Source organism: Couchioplanes azureus (genome assembly GCF_014648355.1).
In the GTDB taxonomy this organism is placed as follows: domain Bacteria; phylum Actinomycetota; class Actinomycetes; order Mycobacteriales; family Micromonosporaceae; genus Actinoplanes; species Actinoplanes azureus.
Genome location: NZ_BMQY01000001.1, coordinates 77212 through 96124 on the forward strand (window position 1 = coordinate 77212; position 18913 = coordinate 96124).

An 18913-nucleotide genomic window follows, 5' to 3' on the forward strand; every position below is an offset into this window, starting at 1 on the left:
CCACCAGCGCCCGGTGGAGAGCGCTCTCAGAAGTGGGGACCCGGTCATGCCCACCAACCTCACCGCCTCGGCCGCACAGTTCTCCCGCCGCCGGACCCGGCGCCTTCCGGACCCGGCGAGCCCCGGCGCGGCGCGCGGCCCGGTGCCCGCCTCGGCCGGCTCCTGCCCGCTGCGGCACCTCGCCGACCCGGCCCTGGCCGGGCCGATCGGGCGGGCCTACCACTACCTCGACGTCGTGCAGGACGCCTACGTCAAGGGCGGCGAACCGCGGCTGCTGCAGAGCTACAACAACGAGAGCGAGCTGATGACCACCGCGTTCGTCTACGACAACGCGCTGGCGATCCTCGCCTACCTCGCCAGCCCGACCGTCGCGAACGTGCGCCGGGCGCGGCTCGTCGGCGACGCCCTGCTCTGGGCCCAGGCCCACGACGAGACGTACGCCGACGGCCGGCTCCGCCAGGCGTACGCGGCGGGCCCGATGCTCTTCTACGGCGACGGCCCGTCGTTCCCCGGCCTCAAGCGCTCGGACGGCAAGGCGGCGTTCCTGTGGCCGTTCGGCTTCGGCGGCTCGTCGACGGGCGACATGGCCTGGGTGGCCCTCGCGCTGGCGCAGCTCTACGTCGACACGCGCATCACCAAGTACCTCGACGGCGCGGTCGCGCTCGGGCACTGGATCGGCGCACGGCGGTCGCCGTACCGCCACGGCGGCTACCACGGGGGCCTGCGCGCGGACGGCGAGACCCCGCAGCGGTGGGCGTCGACCGAGCACAACATCGATGCGTACGCCCTCTTCGCCCTGCTCGCCAAGCTGACCCGGGACCGGCGCTGGCGGGGGCGGGCGGCGATCGCCGCCGCCTTCGTCCGCGAGATGTGGAACCCCGCGGGCGGGCACTTCTGGACCGGCACCGCCGAGGAGGACCCGGACGTCGTCAACGTCGCCAACGTCCCCGAGGACGTGCAGAGCTGGGCGCTGCTCGCCCTCGGCGACCATCGCTTCGACCGGGCCGTCGACTGGGCCACCGGGAACCTGGGCACCACCGACGGCGCGGTGACCGGCGTGACCTACAGCAGCCAGGCGAAGGTCGCCACCGGCACGGTCTCCGGCAGTGCCCTGCCCACCCACCCGGAGGCGGTGTGGCTGGAGGGCACCGGTCACGCGGCGCTGGCCCTGCTCAAACGTGGCGGGCCGGGCGACGCCGCGCGGGCCGGGCGGCTCCTGCGGGCGATGGTGACGGCCCAGGAGGAACTGGGCGCCGGCCAGACCGTCGGCCTGACCCGCGACCCGCACGCCGGCCGGCTGGCCAACCCCGGCGAGGGCGGCACCTGGACCGGCACTCCCCTGCCGGCCGCCGCCGGCATCGTGGCCGCCACCAGCGCTCTCGACACGGGCTTCGCGTTCGGCTACTTCCGCCGGCAGCACGTCGGGACCACGGCGTGGTTCCTGATGGCGGGGCAGAACTTCAACCCGTTCCAGTGACCACGGAATGTGACGTACCACCGGATCGTTCGGCCCGGGTGGCCACCTCCGGATACCGTCGCGGCCATGACCATCACGACCTCGGCGCCCGTCGAGAAGCCGGCCCGGACCCGCAGGACCGCCTGGCTGGTGCTGCTGTGGCTGCTGGTGCTGCCGGGCGCCGTCTGGGTCGTGCTGCGGCTGGGCGGCTGGGAGCGGGGTCCGCTGGTCCAGCTCTTCGCCTTCACGCCGTACGTGGCGGCGTGGTCCGCCGTGCCGCTGGTCGCCGCGCTCGCCACCCGCCGGTGGGTGGCCGCGGCCGTGGCGGCGGTGACCTTCGCGCTGTTCGCCGTGACCGTGCTCCCCCGCGCCCTCGCCGACGGCGACCGCGGCCCGCAGACCGGGGTGAAGCTGCACGTCATGACGTCGAACATGCTCTTCGGCGGCGCGGACCCGGCCCAGATCGTGCAGCTCGTCCGGGACAACGACGTGGCGGTGCTCGCGGTGCAGGAGTTCACCCCGGCCGCGCAGACCCGGCTCGCCGAGGCCGGGCTGGGTCAGCTGCTGCCGTACTCGTCGCTGGGCGCGGAATACGGCGCGGGCGGCTCCGGGCTCTACTCCCGCTACCCGATCACGAACCCCGGGGTCCGCGTCAACGGCGGCTTCTTCCACCAGGCGTACGGCACCATCCAGCCGCCCGGTGCCGGCCCGCTGACGGTCGAGTCGGCCCACCCCCTGGCGCCCTTCTCGGTGGACGTCGTCGACCGCTGGCGCGCCGACCTGGAGGCCGAGCCCCGCGCCGACCCGAAGGGCCTGCCGCGCATCCTGCTCGGCGACTTCAACGCGACGCTCGACCACCAGCCGATGCGAGCGCTGATCGACAGCGGCTACCGGGACGCCGCGGACGCCACGGGCGACGGCCTGACCGGCACCTGGGGCCCGTACGACGGCGACGCGATCCCCCCGGTCACCATCGACCACGTCCTGGTCGACAACCGCCTCGGCGTCGCGGACGCCGAGGTGCACGACATCCGCGGCACCGACCACCGCTCGATCATCGCCGAGGTGGTCCTCCCCGCGGCCTGAGGCGCTCAGGCGCGCGCGGTGGCGCGGGCCAGGCCGTACGTGAGGGCGTCGGTGAGGGCCTTCCAGCTCGCCTCGACCACGTTCTCGTGCACGCCCACCGTGGTCCAGTCGCGGCCGCCGTCGCTGGTCTCGACCAGCACGCGGGTGATGGCGTTGGTGCCGTGCGAGCCCTCCAGGATGCGGACCTTGTAGTCGGCCAGCTCGAAGTTCTCCAGTTCCGGGTAGTGCTTCGACAACGCCGTGCGGAGCGCCTCGTCGAGGGCGTTGACCGGGCCGTTGCCCTCCGCGGTGGCGATCACGCGCTCGCCGCGTACCCGGACCTTGACGGTGGCCTCCGAGACCACCGCGCCGTCCTCGCGGTGCTCGACCTGCACCCGGTAGGACTCCAGGGCGAACGGCCGGGCGAGGGCCGCGCCCGGCAGGGCGTCGCGGACCAGGAGCTCGAAGGACGCGTCCGCGGCCTCGAAGGACCAGCCGCCGGCCTCCAGGTCCTTGACGCGGCGGGTCACCTCCGTGAGGGTGTCCGGGTGGCCGGCCAGGTCCAGCCCGAGCTCACGGCTCTTGAGCTCGATGCTGGCCCGGCCGGCCATCTCCGTCACCAGGATCCGCATGTCGTTGCCCACCACCGCCGGGTCGACGTGGTTGTAGAGCAGCGGATCCACCTTGATCGCGCTCGCGTGCAGTCCCGCCTTGTGGGCGAAGGCCGCGGCCCCGACGTAGGCCTGGTGGGTGTCGGGGGCGATGTTGGCGATCTCGGCGAGCGCGGTGGAGACCCGCGTCGCCTTCTCGAGGCATCCGTCCGGTAGGACCTTCAGCCCCAGCTTGAGTTGCAGGTTGCTGACGACGGCGAAGAGGTCGGCGTTGCCGGGCCGCTCGCCGTAGCCGTTGGCCGTGCACTGGAAGTGGCGTACGCCCGCCTCGACGGCGGCGACGGTGTTCGCCACCGCGCAGGAGGTGTCGTTCTGGCAGTGGATGCCGAGCCGGTCGGCGGGGACGCCGGTCCGCTCGACCACGGCGTGGATCGCGGCGGTGACCATCGAGGGGAGCATGCCGCCGTTGGTGTCGCACATGACGACCCGCTCGGCGCCCGCCTCGATCGCCGCCGTCACGACACTCGACGCATACGCCGGGTCGAACCGGAAGCCGTCGAAGAAGTGCTCGCAGTCGACGAAGGCGCGGCGGCCGTTGGCGACCAGGTGGGCGACGGTGTCGCGGACCATCGCCAGGTTCTCCTCGCCGGTGGTGCGCAGCGCCCGCTCCACGTGCCGGATGTCGGACTTGGCGACCACGCAGACCACCGGCGTCTCGGCGTCGAGCAGGGCCTGCACCTGCGGGTCCGCGGCCACGTCCACGCCCGCCTTGCGGGTCGCGCCGAACGCGACCAGCACCGCGTGCCGCAGGTCCAGCTCGGTACGCGCCCGGCGGAAGAACTCCGTGTCCTTGGGCATGGCACCGGGCCAGCCGCCCTCGATGAAGCCGACCCCGAACTCGTCCAGCAGCCGCGCCACGGCGAGCTTGTCGGCGACCGAGTAGCTGATGCCCTCGCGCTGCCCGCCGTCGCGCAGCGTGGTGTCGAACACCTGGTAGGTCATCGTGAGCTTCCTTTCCGCAGGACGGGTCGACCCAACAAAAAGACCCCCCGCGGATGCGGGAGGTCTGCGCGTCGGCGATGCGTCAGCCGGCGCGCTAGGTGCGAATAATCAGCACGGGAAGGTGGGTCACGTACCGAAGCATGCCACCGATTCCCACTACTGCGGGGCCGAAGTCCAGCATCCGGGACACTTGTCGCCTCGGCGGGTGACGTAGGTTGGAGGGGTGACCGTCGATCCGTACCCCCGGACCTTGTCCTTCTCCGCCAGCTACAACTTTCGTGACGTCGGCGGGTACGCCGGCCTCGACGGCAGAACGGTCCGCTGGCGGCGCCTGTTCCGCGCCGACTCCCTGCACCGGCTGAAGGGCGACGACCTGGCCGCGTTCGGCCGGCTCGGCGTCAAGACCGTCATCGACCTGCGCCGCCTCTTCGAGATCGAGGAGCACGGCCGCGTGCCGGACGACGACGGCCTGGCCTACCACAACCCGGTGATCGAGCACGTGGACTGGGACTCGGTGCCGCACCCGGAGGGCATGTCGCACGAGCGCTGGCTCGCCGACCGCTACCTGAACTTCACGGAGGACGGCCGGGAGGGCCTGGCCGCGGCGCTCACGCTGATCGCCGACCCGGCCGCGGCGCCGGTGGTGGTGCACTGCATGGCCGGCAAGGACCGTACCGGGGTGGTCTGCGCCCTGACGCTGGCGCTGCTGGGCGTCCCGGACGACACCATCGCGGAGGACTACGCGCTGACCGAGGTGGCGATGGCCTCGCTGACCGAGTACCTGATGCGGACCAGGCCGGACATGGTGCAGGACAAGTACCACATGTTCGACTGCCCGCAGGACGCCATGCACATGTTCCTCGGCGACCTGCGGGAGCGCCACGGCTCGGTGGAGAAGTTCGTCCGGGAGATCGGCGTCAGCGCCGAACAGGTGGCCGCCATGCGCGACCACCTGCTGGCGCCTTCCTGAGGATCAGAGCACCTTGTGGACCCAGCCGAACGGGTCCTCGGCGCGGCCGCGCTGGATGTCCGACAACTGCTGGCGCAGCGCCATCGTGACCTCGCCCGGGCCGCCGTCGGCGACGCTGAACTCGCCCTCCGGTGACCGGATGGTGCCGATCGGCGTGATCACGGCGGCGGTGCCGCAGGCGAACGCCTCGCGGATCCGTCCGGAGGCGGCGCCCTCGCGCCACTCGTCGATGCTGACCGGCCGCTCGTGCACCGCGCGGCCGGCGTGGGCGGCGAGCTTCAGGACCGAGTCGCGGGTGATGCCGGGCAGGATCGTGCCGCCCAGCGGCGGGGTCACCAGGGAACCGTCGTCCATCACGAAGACGACGTTCATGCCGCCGAGCTCGTCGACGTACTTGCGCTCGACGGCGTCCAGGTAGACGACCTGGTCGCAGCCGTGCTCGATCGCCTCGGCCTGCGCGGAGAGCCCGGCGGCGTAGTTGCCGCCGCACTTCGCGGCGCCGGTGCCCCCCGGGGCCGCCCGGGTGTAGTCGGGCGTGGCCCACACCGTCACCGGCTTGACGCCGCCGCTGAAGTAGGCGCCCACCGGGGAGGCGATGACGAGGTAGAGGTACTCCATCGCCGGGCGCACGCCCAGGAAGACCTCGCTGGCGTACGCGAACGGGCGCAGGTAGAGGCTGCCCTCGTCGCTCTGCGGGATCCACTTCCGGTCGATGCTGATGATCTGCCGCAGCGACTCGAGGAACATGGCCTGCGGCAGTTGCGGCATCGCCATGCGCTGCGCCGACTGGGCGAACCGCGCGGCGTTGGCATCGGGCCGGAACAGCGTGACGCCGCCGTCGGGCGTCGTGTACGCCTTCAGCCCCTCGAAGATCTCCTGCGCGTAGTGCAGCACGGCCGACGCCGGATCCATCGGGATCGGCGCGCGGGCCTCGACGCGGGGCTCGTACCAGCCCTTGCCCTCCGCGTAACGCACGGTGACCATGTGGTCGGTGAAGATGCGGCCGAAGCCCGGGTTGGCCAGCAGGGTCGCGCGCTCCGCGTCGCTGACGGGCGCCGGGTTGGGACGGATCTCGAAGTCGAGGTTGTCACCACCGCTCATGGGGGTTGACCTGCTTTCTCTCACGGAAAGGGGTGGACATGAGGCAGCACCCGCAGTGCTCCGATGAACTTACCCCGAACGGCCGTTAAAGCCGACCACGCGCGGAGAGAGCGCCGCAGGGGTCAGACGGCCGCGGCGACCCGGTCGCCGACCTCGTCGGTGCGCAGCGGCGCTCCCGGCACCCGGCCGGCCACCTCGGCCGCGACCGCCTCGGACACCCGGCGGGCCGCGTCCGCGTGGCCGAGATGGTCGAGCAGCAGGGCGGCGGAGAGGATGGCGGCGGCCGGGTCGGCGATGCCCTGGCCGGCGATGTCGGGCGCCGAGCCGTGCACCGGCTCGAAGGTCGACGGGAACGCGCGCTCGGGGTTGACCGAGCCGCTGGCGGCCATGCCGATGCCGCCGGTCACCGCGGCGGCGACGTCGGTGAGGATGTCGCCGAAGAGGTTGTCGGTCACGATGACGTCGTAGCGCTGCGGATTGCTCACCATGAACATGCTCGCGGCGTCGATGTGCTGGTATTCCGTCGTGACGCCGGGGAACTCGGCGGCCACCGCCTGGAACGTGCGGGCCCACAGCCCGCCGGCGTGGGTCAGCACGTTGGTCTTGTGGACGAGCGTGAGATGGCGGCGCTCGCGGCGCTGCGCCCGGGCGAACGCGTCCCGGACGACCCGCTCGACGCCGTGCCGGGTGTTCAGGCTCTCCTCGGTGGCGATCTCGGCGGGGGTGTCCCGGTGCAGGACGCCGCCGGCGCCGACGTAGAGGCCCTCGGTGCCCTCGCGGACCACCACCATGTCGATCTCACCGGGCTTGACGCCGGCGAGCGGGCTGGTGGTGCCCGGCCACAGCCGCGACGGGCGCAGGTTGACGTACTGGTCGAAGTCGAAGCGGAGCCGGAGCAGCAGGCCGCGCTCGAGCACGCCCGGCGGCACGCTGGGGTCGCCGATCGCGCCGAGCAGGATGGCGTCGTGGCCGGCCAGCTCGTCGCGCACCGACGCCGGCAGGACCTCGCCCGTGCGGTGGTAGAGGCGGGCGCCGAGGTCGTACTCCTGGTATGCGACGCCGGGGAGGACGGCCTCGATCACCTTGCGGGCCTGCGCGGTCACCTCGGTCCCGATGCCGTCCCCGGCCACCACCGCGATCCGCGCCACCGCCACGTCAACTCCCTCATCCGACCGACGAACCGGGGCCGAGCCTAACCGGCCGTCCCGATCTCCGGTACGCAACTCCCAGGATGTGGATGAGCGGGGCCCGGCGCGAACAGCCCCCGCCGATCGCGGCAACGATCGCGGGGGCTGTCACGACGAAAACGCGTGGCTCGCGCCCGCCGGGTGCACTACCGCGCGGAACGGCCACCGGCATGTCACCCGAAGACACGCCCGCGACGCCCGCGCGGCAAGGACCAACGGTAGCGATGCGGACTAATGTCGCGCAAGACGCATCCCCCGCGTGTCGCCCCGACATCGGGATCGAACGCCCACCGGTATGGCACCATGCGCCGGTGAGTTTCGACCTCGTGGTGTGGGCCATGGACAACGCGGACATGCCGGACGACGTGCGTGCCGCCAACGAGCGGTGCGCGCGCGGCGAGCACCCGCAACGCCCCGCCGACCCCCGCGTCGTCGCCTTCTATGACGCGCTGACCAGCGATTATCCCGACCGTGGCCCACGGGCGACCCTGGACGGCTCGCCGTGGGCGAGCGCGCCGCTGCACGCCGCCGCGGACCACATCCAGATGCGCCTGGACGAGCACTGCCCGGACGAGGTCCTGGAGCGGATCGAGCGCCTCGCCGGCGAGCTCAACCTCGACCTGCTCGACCTGCAGGACGGCACGGTCTACCCGCCGCCGGTGAAGGCCCGGGCGGCCGCGTCCCGCTGACCGCCCACCGGCCGTGCCGGCCGGCCGCCGCCGTCAGTCCTCGTCCCGCAGGTCCGCGATGTGGCCGCGGGCGGACCCGATGGCCGTGGCCACCGTGGACAGCAGTTCCAGGTCCACCGACGAGTCCACCGTCAGCGCCATCAGCGCCTCGCCGCCGGCCTCCCGGCGTGCCACCTGCATGGCCGCGATGTTGACACCGGCCTCGCCGAGGATCGTGCCGATCGCGCCGACGATGCCCGGGCGATCCGCGTAGCGGAAGAAGAGCAGGACCCCGCCGGCGTCGAGCTCCAGGTCGAACTCGTCCACCCGGGTCAGCTTGCGGGCCTCGCGGCCTCCGGTCGTCACGAGCGTGCCCGAGACGGTCACGCGACGGCCGTCCGGCAGCGCGCCGCGTACGGTGACCAGGTTGTGGTGCTCGGGGTCCTCGCCGGAGACGACCAGTTCGACGTCGACGCCGCGGTCGGCCGCGAGCTGCGGGGCGTTGACGTAGGTGACCTGCTCCTCGACCACCGACGCGAACAGCCCCTTGGTCGCGGCGAGCTTGAGCACCGTGACGTCGTGCGAGACGATCTCGCCACGCACCTCGACCGCCACGCTCGCCGCCACGCCGCCGGCCACCGCGGTGAAGACCTTGCCCAGCCGCTCGGCGAGACCGAGCAGCGGCCGTACGTCCTCGTCGACGACCCCGCCCGCCTGCACGTTGACCGCATCCGGCACGAACTCGCCCTGCAACGCCAGCTTGACGCTGCGCGCCACCGAGAGGCCCGCCTTGTCCTGCGCCTCGGCCGTCGACGCACCGAGGTGCGGCGTGACCACGACGTTGTCGAAGGCGAACAGCGGCGAGGACGTGGTCGGCTCGGTCGCGAACACGTCCAGCCCGGCGCCGGCCACCCGGCCCTCGGCCAGGGCGTCGGCCAGGGCGCGCTCGTCGACGAGGCCTCCGCGGGCGGCGTTGACGATGCGTACGCCCGGCTTGACGATCGCCAGCTCCTTCTCGCCGATCAGACCCACGGTCTCCGGCGTACGGGGCAGGTGCACCGAGATGAAGTCGCTCTCCCGCAGCAGCTCGTCGAGCGCGACCAGGTGCACGCCGAGCTGCGCGGCGCGGGCCGGCTGGACGTACGGGTCGTACGCGATCAGCCGCGCCCCGAAGGCGGCCATGCGCTGCGCGAACAGCACGCCGATGCGACCCAGCCCGACCACCCCGACGGTCTTGCCCTGCACCTCGACACCGGTGAACCGGGCCCGCTGCCACTCGCCCCGCTTGAGCGCCGTCCCGGCGGCGACGGTGTGGCGCGCGACGGCCAGCAGCAGCGCGATCGCCTGCTCGGCGGCCGAGACGATGTTCGAGGTCGGCGCGTTGACCACCATGACGCCGCGCGCGGTGGCCGCGGGCACGTCCACGTTGTCCAGGCCGACCCCGGCCCGCGCGACGACCTTGAGCCGCGGCGCGGCGGCGATGGCCTCGGCGTCGATCCGCGTCGCGCTGCGCACGACCACGGCGTCGGCGTCGGCCAGCGCGCCGAGCAGCACGGCCCGGTCGGTGCCGTCGACCTGGCGTACGTCGAAGTCGTGGGCCAGCACGTCGAGGGCGGCGGGGGCGAGTTCCTCAGCGATCAGGACGACGGGAGTCATGAGTCTCCATTCGCGGACCTTCCGCGATCGTATGTGGACACCGCGCGGCCCGGTCACGCCCTTCGATGTGACTGGCATCACATCGTGGTGTACTCCATGACCCAGTTCGACTCCCAGGTCCGGCCCCCGCCGGTGGAGAACTTCCGCTCCCACCGCGCTGAGTGGCCAGCCACATGACGGACACCATCAGGGCAATGGCCCATCTCCACCTCGCATGATCGCCCGCCGCCGGCGTCCCCTCGGCCGACGGCGCACGGCGCGCCGCTCGGTTACGCTCTGCCGACAGTTACCTCACTCTTCGATGGGAAGCCGTTGCCCGAGACTCGCGCCACGCCCGAGAAGTGGTCGCTGGGTGATCTGCTCGCCATGCAGGCACTGCAGCCGCTGATGCCGCGGTACGTGCCGTGGACCTCCTGGTCCATGCGGCCCGCCGCGCTGGCGAGCGTGGTCAACGACGTGCTGCTGCGCGACCGGCGGACGGTGGTCGAGCTGGGCGCCGGATCGTCCACGATGGTGCTCGCCCGGGCCCTGGCGCTGACCGGGGGCAGCCTGGTCAGCGTCGAGCACGACGCCGCCTTCGCCGCCGCCCTCGACCGGCAGCTGCACGCCGCCGGTCTGCACGAGCGGGCCGTCGTCCGGCACGTGCCACTGACCGCGCTGCCGGCGCAGGAAACCCCGGCCGGAAGCCGTCGCGCTCCCCGGCGCTGGTACGACCTGGACGCCCTGCAGGCCGCCACCCCGCACGGCATCGACCTGCTCGTCGTGGACGGTCCACCCGCCGGCGACCTCGGCCACGTGCTGGTGCGCGAGCCGGCGGTGCGCGTCCTGCGGCACAAACTGGCCGCCTCCTTCTCCGTCTACCTCGACGACGCCGACAGGGAGCCGGAACGGGAGACGCTGGCGATGTGGGAGAGCCAGCTCGGCATCCCGTTCACCATCGTGGAGCGCCTCGGCCTCGGCATGGGGAGTACCGATGGTGGATTTGCACCAACGCTCTGAGTCCGCCTTCCCGCCGGGCGGCTCGGTCGCCCCGGACCCGTGCCTGCACTTCGACATCCAGGTCACCCCGCCGTCCGCGCAGGTACGACGATGGACGTGCGGATCGCGGCTCACCATGGAGAAGGCCGTCTTCGCCGAGTCGGCGTACCTCGACCATCCGGCCCTGGGGACGCTCTCGACCGTCGGGGAGACCGCGGGCCTGCACGAGGTGCAGCTGTCCACCGTCGGTCCGGTCCGGATGGAGATCGACCTCGAACCGCACCGCGGACCGCGCCACGGCACCGTGCCCGGCGCGGCCGAGGAGCAGCGGCGCGTCGTCCGCATGCTCGCCGGATGGGCCTGGGGCGAGGACGGGACCGAGCTCACCGACCTGGTGTTGCGCCCACCCGCGCCGGACAACTCCTCGGACCGGCCGCCCGTGTCCGAGCGGCTCCGCGAGCGCGGCTGGGACGCCGCCGACATGTGGCTGCTCACGTCGCTGGCGCCCAAGATGATGGAGCACCGCACGCCGTGGTGCCTGCGGGCGGTCCGCGTGGTCCACGGCCGCGCCGGCACCCTGATGGTGTGGCACCCGATCGCGGAGGAGCACGACTGGAACCCGAACGAGCCGCTGCCGCCCGGAAAGCGGTATCTGGTCCCGCTGCCGGAATGCCGGCGGCGCCATGGCCAGCTCACCGCCGTCGCCGGCACCGACGGTACGGCCGAGGCCGGTCGGCTGGTGCAGGACGTCATGCAGCACCACGACTGGACCGAATGGCAGCTGACCCAGCGGGTGGAGCGCTGGGAACGGCGGTTCTTCGCGCTCGCCCGGGACGGCGCCTTCGAGGCCCATCTGGACGCCCGCCACCTCGGCGCCGAGCTGGACGAGACGCATCAACTGCTGGGGATGCTGCGCCGGATCAACCGGGACATGGCCCGGCGCGCTCGGCTGGGCTGGCTGCCGCAGCCCGAGGTCGCCCCGATCGAGGAGTCGGTGACGTCGCTGCGGCTCGAGGTGCAGCGCCGCACCGACCGGGTGGGGGCCCGGCTGGAGCAGCTCAACGGCAGCCTGCGCGAGGGGTGGACGCTGCTGTCCAGCGCGGCCGGCGGCGCCCGGCTGCAACTGGACCGGGAGACCTCGGAACGGACCCAGGGTTTCCAGAACGCCGCCGGTCTGGTCGCCGCGCTGGTGCTCGTCCCCGGCCTGGTGCTCAGCCTCTACGGCGCGGAGGTCACGGGCCTGCCCGGCATGGGCGGTTCGTTCGGGCTGGTCGCCATGGCCGCGTACGCCGCCGTCGGCGCGCTGTCCACCTTCTCGACCCTGCGCGCGATGGCCTCCCGCAGGCGCATGGTCGCGGTGCTGATCCTGGTGGCCGGATTCTTCGCGCTGGTGCTGACCACCGTTCTGCTGATCACCTTGGGATGGACTAGATGACGGCTGTCGCTTTCCTCACCGGAGCCACCCGGCCGGAGCTGCTCCGGGGCCTGCACGCGTCGCTGTGCGCACAGGACCTCGACTGGACGTGGTGTGTGCAACTGGACGGCGACGCGATCGGCTGGGATCCCCCGGCGGCCGACCGCGACGGCTGGCTGCGCGATCCACGGGTCGAGCTGGAACGCAACCCGAAGCCGCTGGGCTCGGGGACCACCCGCAATCTCGCCCTGATCCGCAGCTGCGCGCCGTACGTGCTCTGTGTGGACGACGACGACCTGCTCTATCCCGGCGGGATCGCCACGCTGCTGGCGGTGGCCGAGAAGCAGCCGCAGTGCCTCGGGGTGTGGGGGCGCACCGATCTGATGCACGATCCGGCCACGCCGCCCGATCCCGCGACGGCCGAGGTGTTCAAGTCGTGGCCGGAGCCCGGCGAGATCCCGGCCGGGACGATCGGCGCGCAGTTCCAGGCCACGGGCAGGTTCGCGGTGCACGTCGGCGCGGTGCTGTGGCGGCGTACGCACCTGGTCGCGGTCGGCGGATACGGCGCGCTGCCGCGATCGATCGACACGCACCCGTTCATCTCGGCCGAGGCGCTGTTCCCCTGCTGGTACGAGGACGTGCCGGTGTACCGCTATCTGATCCACCCGGGGCAGATGACGCAGACGGCGTACTACCAGGCGATCAAGAGCCGGGTGCAGGGACACACCTTCGAGCGCGCCGCGCTGATGCGCCGCCTGCTGGAGCTGCGCGAGGAATAGGCCGGGGCGGCCGGACCGGCCGCCCCGGAACGGGTCAGGCCGTCTCGGTGATCGGCCGGTTGACCCAGCTCATCATGTCGCGCAGCTTCTTGCCGGTGACCTCGATCGGGTGCTCGGCGCCCTCCTTGCGGAACTGCTGCAGGCGCTGGCCGCCGGCCTCGTCGTCCGCGATCAGCGTCCGGGTGAACTCCCCCGACTGGATCTCGGCGAGGATCTTCTTCATCTCCTCCTTGACCGACGCGTTGATCACGCGCGGGCCGCTGACGTAGTCGCCGAACTCCGCGGTGTCGGAGACGCTGTAGCGCATGCGGGAGATGCCGCCCTCGTACATGAGGTCGACGATCAGCTTGAGCTCGTGCAGGCACTCGAAGTACGCGATCTCGGGCGCGTACCCGGCCTCGGTGAGCACCTCGAAGCCGGTCTGCACCAGCGCGGCCGTGCCGCCGCAGAGCACGGCCTGCTCGCCGAAGAGGTCGGTCTCCGTCTCCTCCTTGAACGTGGTCTTGATGACGCCGGCGCGGGTGCCGCCGATCGCCTTCGCGTACGACAGGGCCAGCGCCTGCGCGCCACCGGTGGCGTCCTGCTCGACCGCGATCAGCGCCGGCACGCCCTTGCCGTCGACGTACTGGCGGCGGACCAGGTGACCGGGGCCCTTCGGGGCCACCATCGCGACGTCCACATTCGCCGGAGGCTTGATCAGCTCGAAGCGGATGTTGAGCCCGTGGCCGAAGAAGAGCGCCTTGCCGGCGGTCAGGTTCGGCTCGATCGACTCGGCATAGATCTTGCGCTGCGCGGTGTCCGGCGCCAGCACCATGATCACGTCGGCCCAGGCGGACGCCTCGGCCGGCGTGGCCACCCGCAGCCCCTGCTCCTCGGCCTTGGCCCGGCTCTTGGAGCCCTCCTGCAGGCCGACCACCACGTCGACGCCCGAGTCGCGCAGCGACAGCGAGTGCGCGTGGCCCTGGCTGCCGTACCCGATGACGGCGACCTTGCGGCCCTGAATGATGGACAGGTCGGCGTCGTCGTCGTAGAACGTTTCGGCGGTCATTGCTTTTCCCTCTCGGTAAATCTGGAAGTTCAGGCGGCGCGCAGCGCCGGGCCGGTGGTGATGGAACGCGAGCCGCGGCCGATGGCCACGAGGCCGGACTGCACCATCTCCTTGATGCCGAACGGTTCGAGGTCACGCAGCAGCGCGTCCAGTTTGTCGGGGTTGCCGGTCGCCTCGATCGTGAGGGTGTCCGGCGCCACGTCGATCACCTTCGCCCTGAAGAGCTCGACCGTTTCGAGCACCTGCCCGCGCACCGCACGGTCGGCGCGCACCTTGACGAGCAGGAGCTCGCGCTGGACCGACTGCTGCGGGTCCAGCTCGACGATCTTCAGGACGTTCACCAGCTTGTTGAGCTGCTTGGTCACCTGCTCCAGGGGTGAGGAGTCGGCGTTGACCACGATCGTGATGCGGGAGACGTCCGGGTTCTCCGTCTCGCCCACCGCCAGAGAGTCGATGTTGAATCCCCGCCGCGAGAAGAGGCCGCTCACCCGGGCGAGGACGCCGGGCTTGTTCTCGACCAGCACGGAGAGCGTGTGCTTGTTCATGGTCACAGGTCGTCCTCGTCGAAGTTGGGGCGCACGTCCCGGGCGAACATGATCTCGTCGTTGCTGGTGCCGGCCGCGACCATGGGCCACACCATGGCGTCCTTGCCGACGGTGAAGTCGATGACCACCGGGCGGTCGTCGATCTCCATGGCGGCCTTGATGGTGGCGTCCACCTCGGCCTTCGTCTCGCACCGCAGGCCGACGCAGCCCAGCGCCTCGGCGAGCTTCACGAAGTCGGGGATGCGGTGCTTGTGGGTGCCCAGCTCGGTGTTGGAGTAGCGGCCCTCGTAGAACAGCGTCTGCCACTGCCGGACCATGCCGAGGTTGCCGTTGTTGATCAGCGCGACCTTGATCGGGATGCCCTCGAGGGCGCAGGTCGCCAGCTCCTGGTTGGTCATCTGGAAGCAGCCGTCCCCGTCGACCGCCCAGACCTGCAGCTCGGGCTTGCCGACCTTCGCGCCCATCGCCGCCGGGACCGCGTAGCCCATGGTGCCGGCGCCGCCGGAGTTGAGCCAGGTGGCCGGCTTCTCGTACTTGATGAACTGAGAGGCCCACATCTGGTGCTGGCCGACGCCCGCCACGTAGATCGCGTCCGGGCCGACCAGCTCGCCGAGGCGCTCGATCACGTACTGCGGGGCGAGGGTGCCGTCGGTGGGCTCGTCGTAGCCCAGCGGGTAGCGCTTGCGCAGGTCGTTGAGCAGGGCCCACCACGGCTCGTACGCGGACGCGCCGGCGGCCGTGCCGGAGACCGCCGCGATCAGCTCATCGATCACGTGCCGGGCGTCGCCCACGATCGGGACGTCCGCGTGCCGGTTCTTGCCGATCTCGGCCGGGTCGATGTCGGCGTGCACGACCTTGGCGTCCGGGGCGAAGGAGTCCAGCTTGCCGGTCACCCGGTCGTCGAAGCGGGCGCCGAGGGTCACCAGCAGGTCGGCCTTCTGCAGCGCGTACACGGCGGGGACCGTGCCGTGCATGCCGGGCATGCCCAGGTGCTGCGGGTGCGAGTCCGGGAACGCGCCGAGCGCCATCAGCGTGGTGACCACCGGGATCCCGGTCAGCTCGGCGAGCTTGCGCAGCCCGTCGGTGGCGCCGGCCTTGAGCACGCCGCCGCCCACGTACAGGACCGGGCGCTTGGCCGCGGCGATCAGCCGGGCCGCCTCCCGGATCTGCTTGCCGTGCGGGTGCAGCGTCGGGCGGTAGCCGGGCAGGTCCAGCGTGGGCGGCCAGGAGAACGTGGTCTGCGCCTGGAGCACGTCCTTGGGGATGTCCACCAGGACCGGGCCGGGCCGGCCGGTCGACGCCAGGTGGAAGGCCTCCGCCAGGATCCGCGGGATCTCCTCGGCCGTCTGGACCAGGAAGTTGTGCTTCGTGATCGGCAGCGTGATGCCCTGGATGTCGGCCTCCTGGAAGGCGTCCGTGCCGATCGCCGGACGCGGCACCTGGCCGGTGATGGCCACGATCGGCACCGAGTCCATGTAGGCGTCGGCGATCGGGGTGACCAGGTTGGTGGCGCCCGGGCCCGAGGTGGCGAAGCAGACCCCGACCTTGCCGGTGGCCTGCGCATAGCCCGTGGCGGCGTGCCCGGCGCCCTGCTCGTGACGCACCAGGATGTGCCGCACCTTGGAGTCGTAGAGCGGGTCGTACGCCGGCAGGATGGCACCGCCCGGGATACCGAACGCCACGTCGACGCCGAGCGCCTCGAGGGAACGCACGAGGGAGCCGGCCCCGGAGGTGGGTGTCGGCGAGACCGCGGTTACCGCCGGGGCGCCGGCGGCGGCCGCGACGGTGGCCGGGGTGGCACGGTGGGCGAGGGTCTCGGGCGTGGGTCTCGTCATGGCGATTCAGACCTTCGTTCGGGTTTCGGCGTCATTCTCGTGCAACAAAAAAGGTCCTCGTGCTAAGCACGGGACCTGGCGCACTGCCCAAGCGGATCGGGCAGCGCGCTCAACTAAGTACTACGAGGAACGACGAACACATGCGGCTAAGACTGCCCCATCTCACGGGGTGCGTCAACTGATCTCACATCCTGGTCACTCGAAAAAGCGGGATCGGTCGGCAGCACCGCCCGCACCTGCCGCATGCCGGGCCCCAGCATGACGATCTGGCTGCGTGCGGGGGCCCCCGGCGCGACCGCGGCCGGCCGGCTGCGCGGCGCCGGCACGGGCCGCGAGCCGCACGAGCGCCCCGCGCGCAGCTGCGCCTCCAGATGCTCGGCCGGCACCCCCCAGCCGAAGAGCGAGCCCTGCCCGAGCCGGCACCCGGCCGCCTCGACGATCTCGCGCTGCGCGGGCGTGCCGATGCCCTCGGCCAGCACCTCCAGCCCCAATCGGTGCCCCAGCCGCACGACCACGTCCACCAGCGGCGCGGCCGTGCCGGTCCGCGACTCGGGCTCCGCCACCAGCGCGTGGTCGATCTTCAGGATGTCGACGGGCAGGTTGCGCAGCTGCCCGAGCGAGGAGTAGCCCGCGCCGAAGTCGTCGAGCGCGATGCGCACGCCGGTGGACCGCAGCTCCACCAGGCGCCGGATCAGCTCGTCCAGGTCCGTGGCCACCGCGTGCTCGGTCACCTCCAGCACCAGGCGCTGCGGGGGCACGCCGTACTTGTCCAGCACCGCCGCCACCTGGCCGGCGTAGTCGGCGGCGTGCAGCTCCTTGGGCGACAGGTTCACCGAGACCCACACGTCGTGCCCGGCGGCCAGCCACTGGGCCAGTTGCCCGCACGCCTGGTCCAGCACCCAGGCGCCGAGCATGCCGATCAGGCCGGACTCCTCGGCCACCGGGATGAACTCGTCGGGCCGGACCGCGCCGAGCTCGGGGTGGTGCCAGCGCAGCAGCGCCTCCGCGCCCACCGGGCGCACCGAGGGCAGCGCGACCACCGGTTGGAAGACGAGCCGCAGCTGACCGCGCTCGATCGCGTGACGCAGCTCGTTCTCCAGCACGCTGTGCCGGCGCAGCAGCTCGTCGTAGCGCTTCTGGTAGCGCTCGACCCGGTTCTTGCCGCGCTGCTTGGCGTAGCGCAGGGCGAGGTCGGCGTCGCGCATCAGCTCCCCGGTGTCGCCGGGCGTGAGGGAACCCGCGACGCCGACGCTCGCCGAGAGGAAGACCGAGCCGTCCTCCGTCTCGTACGGCTCGCAGAGCACCGAGAGCAGCCGCTTGCCGACCGCCATCGCCTCGTCGGGCGTGGCCCGCATCAGCACCGCGAACTCGTCGCCGCCCAGCCGCGCCGCCACGTCCCCGGGGCTCAGCTGGGCCCGCAGCCGCGCGCCGACCTCGGCCAGGACCGCGTCGCCGACGTCGTGCCCCCGCATGTCGTTGACGTTCTTGAAGCCGTCCAGGTCGAGCCCGACCAGGGTGCGCGGCCGCCCCGGCACGGCCGGCTCGCGCAGCGCCCGGACCAGGCCCCGGCGGTTGGCCAGCCCGGTGAGCGGATCGGTGTGGGCCAGCTCACGGAAGTGCGCCTCCCGCTGGCGCAGCCGCAGGGTGTAGCTGCGCACGTCGCCGAGGGCCAGATACTGCCGGCCGACCAGCGCGAAGCCCTCGATGCTGGCGCCGAGGAAGCCGAATCCGGCGATCTCCCCGCCGGCCAGGATGTGACAGGTGCCGGCGATCACCATGGCGGTCATCGGGACGAACGCGTACCCGGTGCCGCGCTGGATGATGTCGCCGGACACGGTGACCGGGCGGTCCGCGACCTTGACCGCGCGGGCCACCACGACCAGCCCGGCCGGCAGCAGCAGCGCGCCGACCAGGATCACCACCGGCCCGCCCTGGCAGATGCCGCCCGGCAGGGCGGTGGCCGAGACCGCGACCAGGGTCACGCCCGCGGCGACCCGGACCGTGACGTGCCGCGGCCGGTGCGCGTGCACGGCCAGGATCGTGGTCAGCCCGGTGGCGATGGTGGCGACCCCGGCGCCCAGCAGGATCGAGAGGCAGCTCACCGGCGTCAGCTCACCGAGGATGCGGGTGGGCTCGGAGACCAGGGTCCAGCCGACGAACCAGAGCGCCGCCGCGATCACCAGGCCGTCGAGCAGGTGCCGCAGCGCGGCCCGGCGGTTCTCCGCGGCACCGGGCAGCATCAGCGTGCCGGCCAGCAGGGTCAGCGTGCCCAGCGCCATCGCCACCGCGACGGCCTGCCCGAGGGTCCGCACGTGCTCGCGCATCTCGTCGTGCGCCATGAACAGGGCGCTGACCAGGCCGGCGAGCGCCGCGCCGGTGGCGACGGCGGCGCCCGCGGCGAGCAGGAGGTGGGCACGCCGGGCGGCGCCGGTGTGCTTACGGCCGGAGTTACCCAGCAACGCGACCGCCGGGACCGCGACGAGGAGGCTCGCCAGCCCGGCCAGCTCCACGCCGGACGGTGAGTGCACGCCAACACTCTGCCGTACGCGCATCGATTTCTCTATCCCGAGGGGTGGACATGCGCGGCGCCGGTGCACC

Annotated in this window: 15 protein-coding genes; 7 read left to right on the forward strand and 8 right to left on the reverse strand. The window is 72.3% G+C overall.

The annotated features are described in order from the left end of the window. Window positions 1–46 precede the first annotated feature (46 nt). Complete coding sequence (locus IEY99_RS00405; RefSeq protein ID WP_189198664.1) at window positions 47–1477, forward strand: hypothetical protein; 1431 nt, start codon at window positions 47–49, stop codon at window positions 1475–1477. 66 nt (window positions 1478–1543) lie between these two features. Beyond that, entirely contained in the window at window positions 1544–2542 is a 999-nt protein-coding gene (locus IEY99_RS00410; protein WP_189198665.1) for an endonuclease/exonuclease/phosphatase family protein, read from the forward strand. 5 nt (window positions 2543–2547) lie between these two features. Here the strand turns inward: IEY99_RS00410 and cimA are convergent, their stop codons facing one another. Beyond that, a complete protein-coding gene (gene cimA, locus IEY99_RS00415; protein ID WP_189198666.1) occupies window positions 2548–4134 on the reverse strand; it encodes a citramalate synthase in 1587 nt (528 codons plus the stop codon). 223 nt (window positions 4135–4357) lie between these two features. Between cimA and IEY99_RS00420 the strand changes: the two genes are divergently transcribed. Then, complete coding sequence (locus IEY99_RS00420) at window positions 4358–5104, forward strand: tyrosine-protein phosphatase (RefSeq protein WP_189198667.1); 747 nt, start codon at window positions 4358–4360, stop codon at window positions 5102–5104. A gap of 3 nt (window positions 5105–5107) precedes the next feature. Here IEY99_RS00420 and IEY99_RS00425 read toward each other — a convergent pair whose 3' ends face one another. Beyond that, window positions 5108–6205, reverse strand: a complete 1098-nt coding sequence (locus IEY99_RS00425) for a branched-chain amino acid aminotransferase (protein WP_189198668.1) — start codon at window positions 6203–6205, stop codon at window positions 5108–5110. 122 nt (window positions 6206–6327) lie between these two features. Then, window positions 6328–7353 (reverse strand): 3-isopropylmalate dehydrogenase, encoded by a 1026-nt coding sequence (locus tag IEY99_RS00430; protein WP_189200450.1) that lies wholly within the window; start codon window positions 7351–7353, stop codon window positions 6328–6330. Between the two features lie 377 nt (window positions 7354–7730). Between IEY99_RS00430 and IEY99_RS00435 the strand changes: the two genes are divergently transcribed. Continuing rightward, the gene (locus tag IEY99_RS00435; RefSeq protein WP_373293294.1) at window positions 7731–8081 is read left to right on the forward strand and encodes a hypothetical protein; all 351 of its coding nucleotides are present in this window, start codon (window positions 7731–7733) and stop codon (window positions 8079–8081) included. Between the two features lie 33 nt (window positions 8082–8114). On the opposite strand, the gene serA is transcribed toward IEY99_RS00435, so the two are convergent. After that, entirely contained in the window at window positions 8115–9716 is a 1602-nt protein-coding gene (gene serA / locus IEY99_RS00440) for a phosphoglycerate dehydrogenase (RefSeq protein WP_189198670.1), read from the reverse strand. A 312-nt stretch (window positions 9717–10028) separates the two neighbouring features. On the opposite strand from serA, the gene IEY99_RS00445 reads away from it, so the two are divergent. Genes IEY99_RS00445 through IEY99_RS00455 form a run of 3 tightly spaced genes read left to right on the forward strand, consistent with a single transcriptional unit; the run spans window position 10029 to window position 12887 of the window. Then, the gene (locus IEY99_RS00445; protein WP_189198671.1) at window positions 10029–10715 is read left to right on the forward strand and encodes a class I SAM-dependent methyltransferase; all 687 of its coding nucleotides are present in this window, start codon (window positions 10029–10031) and stop codon (window positions 10713–10715) included. Further along, window positions 10690–12129, forward strand: a complete 1440-nt coding sequence (locus IEY99_RS00450; RefSeq protein WP_189198672.1) for a hypothetical protein — start codon at window positions 10690–10692, stop codon at window positions 12127–12129. The genes IEY99_RS00445 and IEY99_RS00450 overlap by 26 nt, the downstream gene beginning before the upstream one ends. Then, window positions 12126–12887: a glycosyltransferase family 2 protein gene (locus IEY99_RS00455; protein WP_189198673.1), complete on the forward strand. Its 762-nt coding sequence runs from the start codon at window positions 12126–12128 to the stop codon at window positions 12885–12887. Before IEY99_RS00450 ends, IEY99_RS00455 begins: the two co-directional genes overlap by 4 nt. 34 nt (window positions 12888–12921) lie before the next feature. On the opposite strand, the gene ilvC is transcribed toward IEY99_RS00455, so the two are convergent. The 4 genes from ilvC to IEY99_RS00475 form a co-directional block, all read right to left on the reverse strand. Next, window positions 12922–13935 carry a ketol-acid reductoisomerase gene (gene ilvC, locus IEY99_RS00460; RefSeq protein ID WP_189198674.1) on the reverse strand — a complete coding sequence of 338 codons (1014 nt, stop codon included), beginning with the start codon at window positions 13933–13935 and terminating at the stop codon, window positions 12922–12924. Between the two features lie 29 nt (window positions 13936–13964). Continuing rightward, window positions 13965–14480 (reverse strand): acetolactate synthase small subunit, encoded by a 516-nt coding sequence (gene ilvN, locus IEY99_RS00465; protein WP_071805667.1) that lies wholly within the window; start codon window positions 14478–14480, stop codon window positions 13965–13967. 2 nt (window positions 14481–14482) lie between these two features. Next, the gene (locus IEY99_RS00470; protein ID WP_189198675.1) at window positions 14483–16315 is read right to left on the reverse strand and encodes an acetolactate synthase large subunit; all 1833 of its coding nucleotides are present in this window, start codon (window positions 16313–16315) and stop codon (window positions 14483–14485) included. A gap of 146 nt (window positions 16316–16461) precedes the next feature. After that, window positions 16462–18867, reverse strand: coding sequence for a putative bifunctional diguanylate cyclase/phosphodiesterase (locus tag IEY99_RS00475; protein WP_189198676.1), 2406 nt, complete (start codon window positions 18865–18867; stop codon window positions 16462–16464). Window positions 18868–18913: the final 46 nt, after the last annotated feature.

Excerpts from the sequence above, each read along its gene's own strand:
- ilvN (WP_071805667.1), bottom strand. The coding sequence starts at position 14,480 with ATGAACAAGCACACGCTCTCCGTGCTGGTCGAGAACAAGCCCGGCGTC.
- ilvC (WP_189198674.1), bottom strand. The coding sequence starts at position 13,935 with ATGACCGCCGAAACGTTCTACGACGACGACGCCGACCTGTCCATCATT.
- IEY99_RS00425 (WP_189198668.1), bottom strand. The coding sequence starts at position 6,205 with ATGAGCGGTGGTGACAACCTCGACTTCGAGATCCGTCCCAACCCGGCG.
- IEY99_RS00470 (WP_189198675.1), bottom strand. The coding sequence starts at position 16,315 with ATGACGAGACCCACGCCCGAGACCCTCGCCCACCGTGCCACCCCGGCC.
- cimA (WP_189198666.1), bottom strand. The coding sequence starts at position 4,134 with ATGACCTACCAGGTGTTCGACACCACGCTGCGCGACGGCGGGCAGCGC.
- IEY99_RS00455 (WP_189198673.1), top strand. The coding sequence starts at position 12,126 with ATGACGGCTGTCGCTTTCCTCACCGGAGCCACCCGGCCGGAGCTGCTC.
- IEY99_RS00450 (WP_189198672.1), top strand. The coding sequence starts at position 10,690 with ATGGTGGATTTGCACCAACGCTCTGAGTCCGCCTTCCCGCCGGGCGGC.
- IEY99_RS00475 (WP_189198676.1), bottom strand. The coding sequence starts at position 18,867 with ATGCGCGTACGGCAGAGTGTTGGCGTGCACTCACCGTCCGGCGTGGAG.
- IEY99_RS00405 (WP_189198664.1), top strand. The coding sequence starts at position 47 with ATGCCCACCAACCTCACCGCCTCGGCCGCACAGTTCTCCCGCCGCCGG.
- IEY99_RS00410 (WP_189198665.1), top strand. The coding sequence starts at position 1,544 with ATGACCATCACGACCTCGGCGCCCGTCGAGAAGCCGGCCCGGACCCGC.
- IEY99_RS00435 (WP_373293294.1), top strand. The coding sequence starts at position 7,731 with ATGGACAACGCGGACATGCCGGACGACGTGCGTGCCGCCAACGAGCGG.
- serA (WP_189198670.1), bottom strand. The coding sequence starts at position 9,716 with ATGACTCCCGTCGTCCTGATCGCTGAGGAACTCGCCCCCGCCGCCCTC.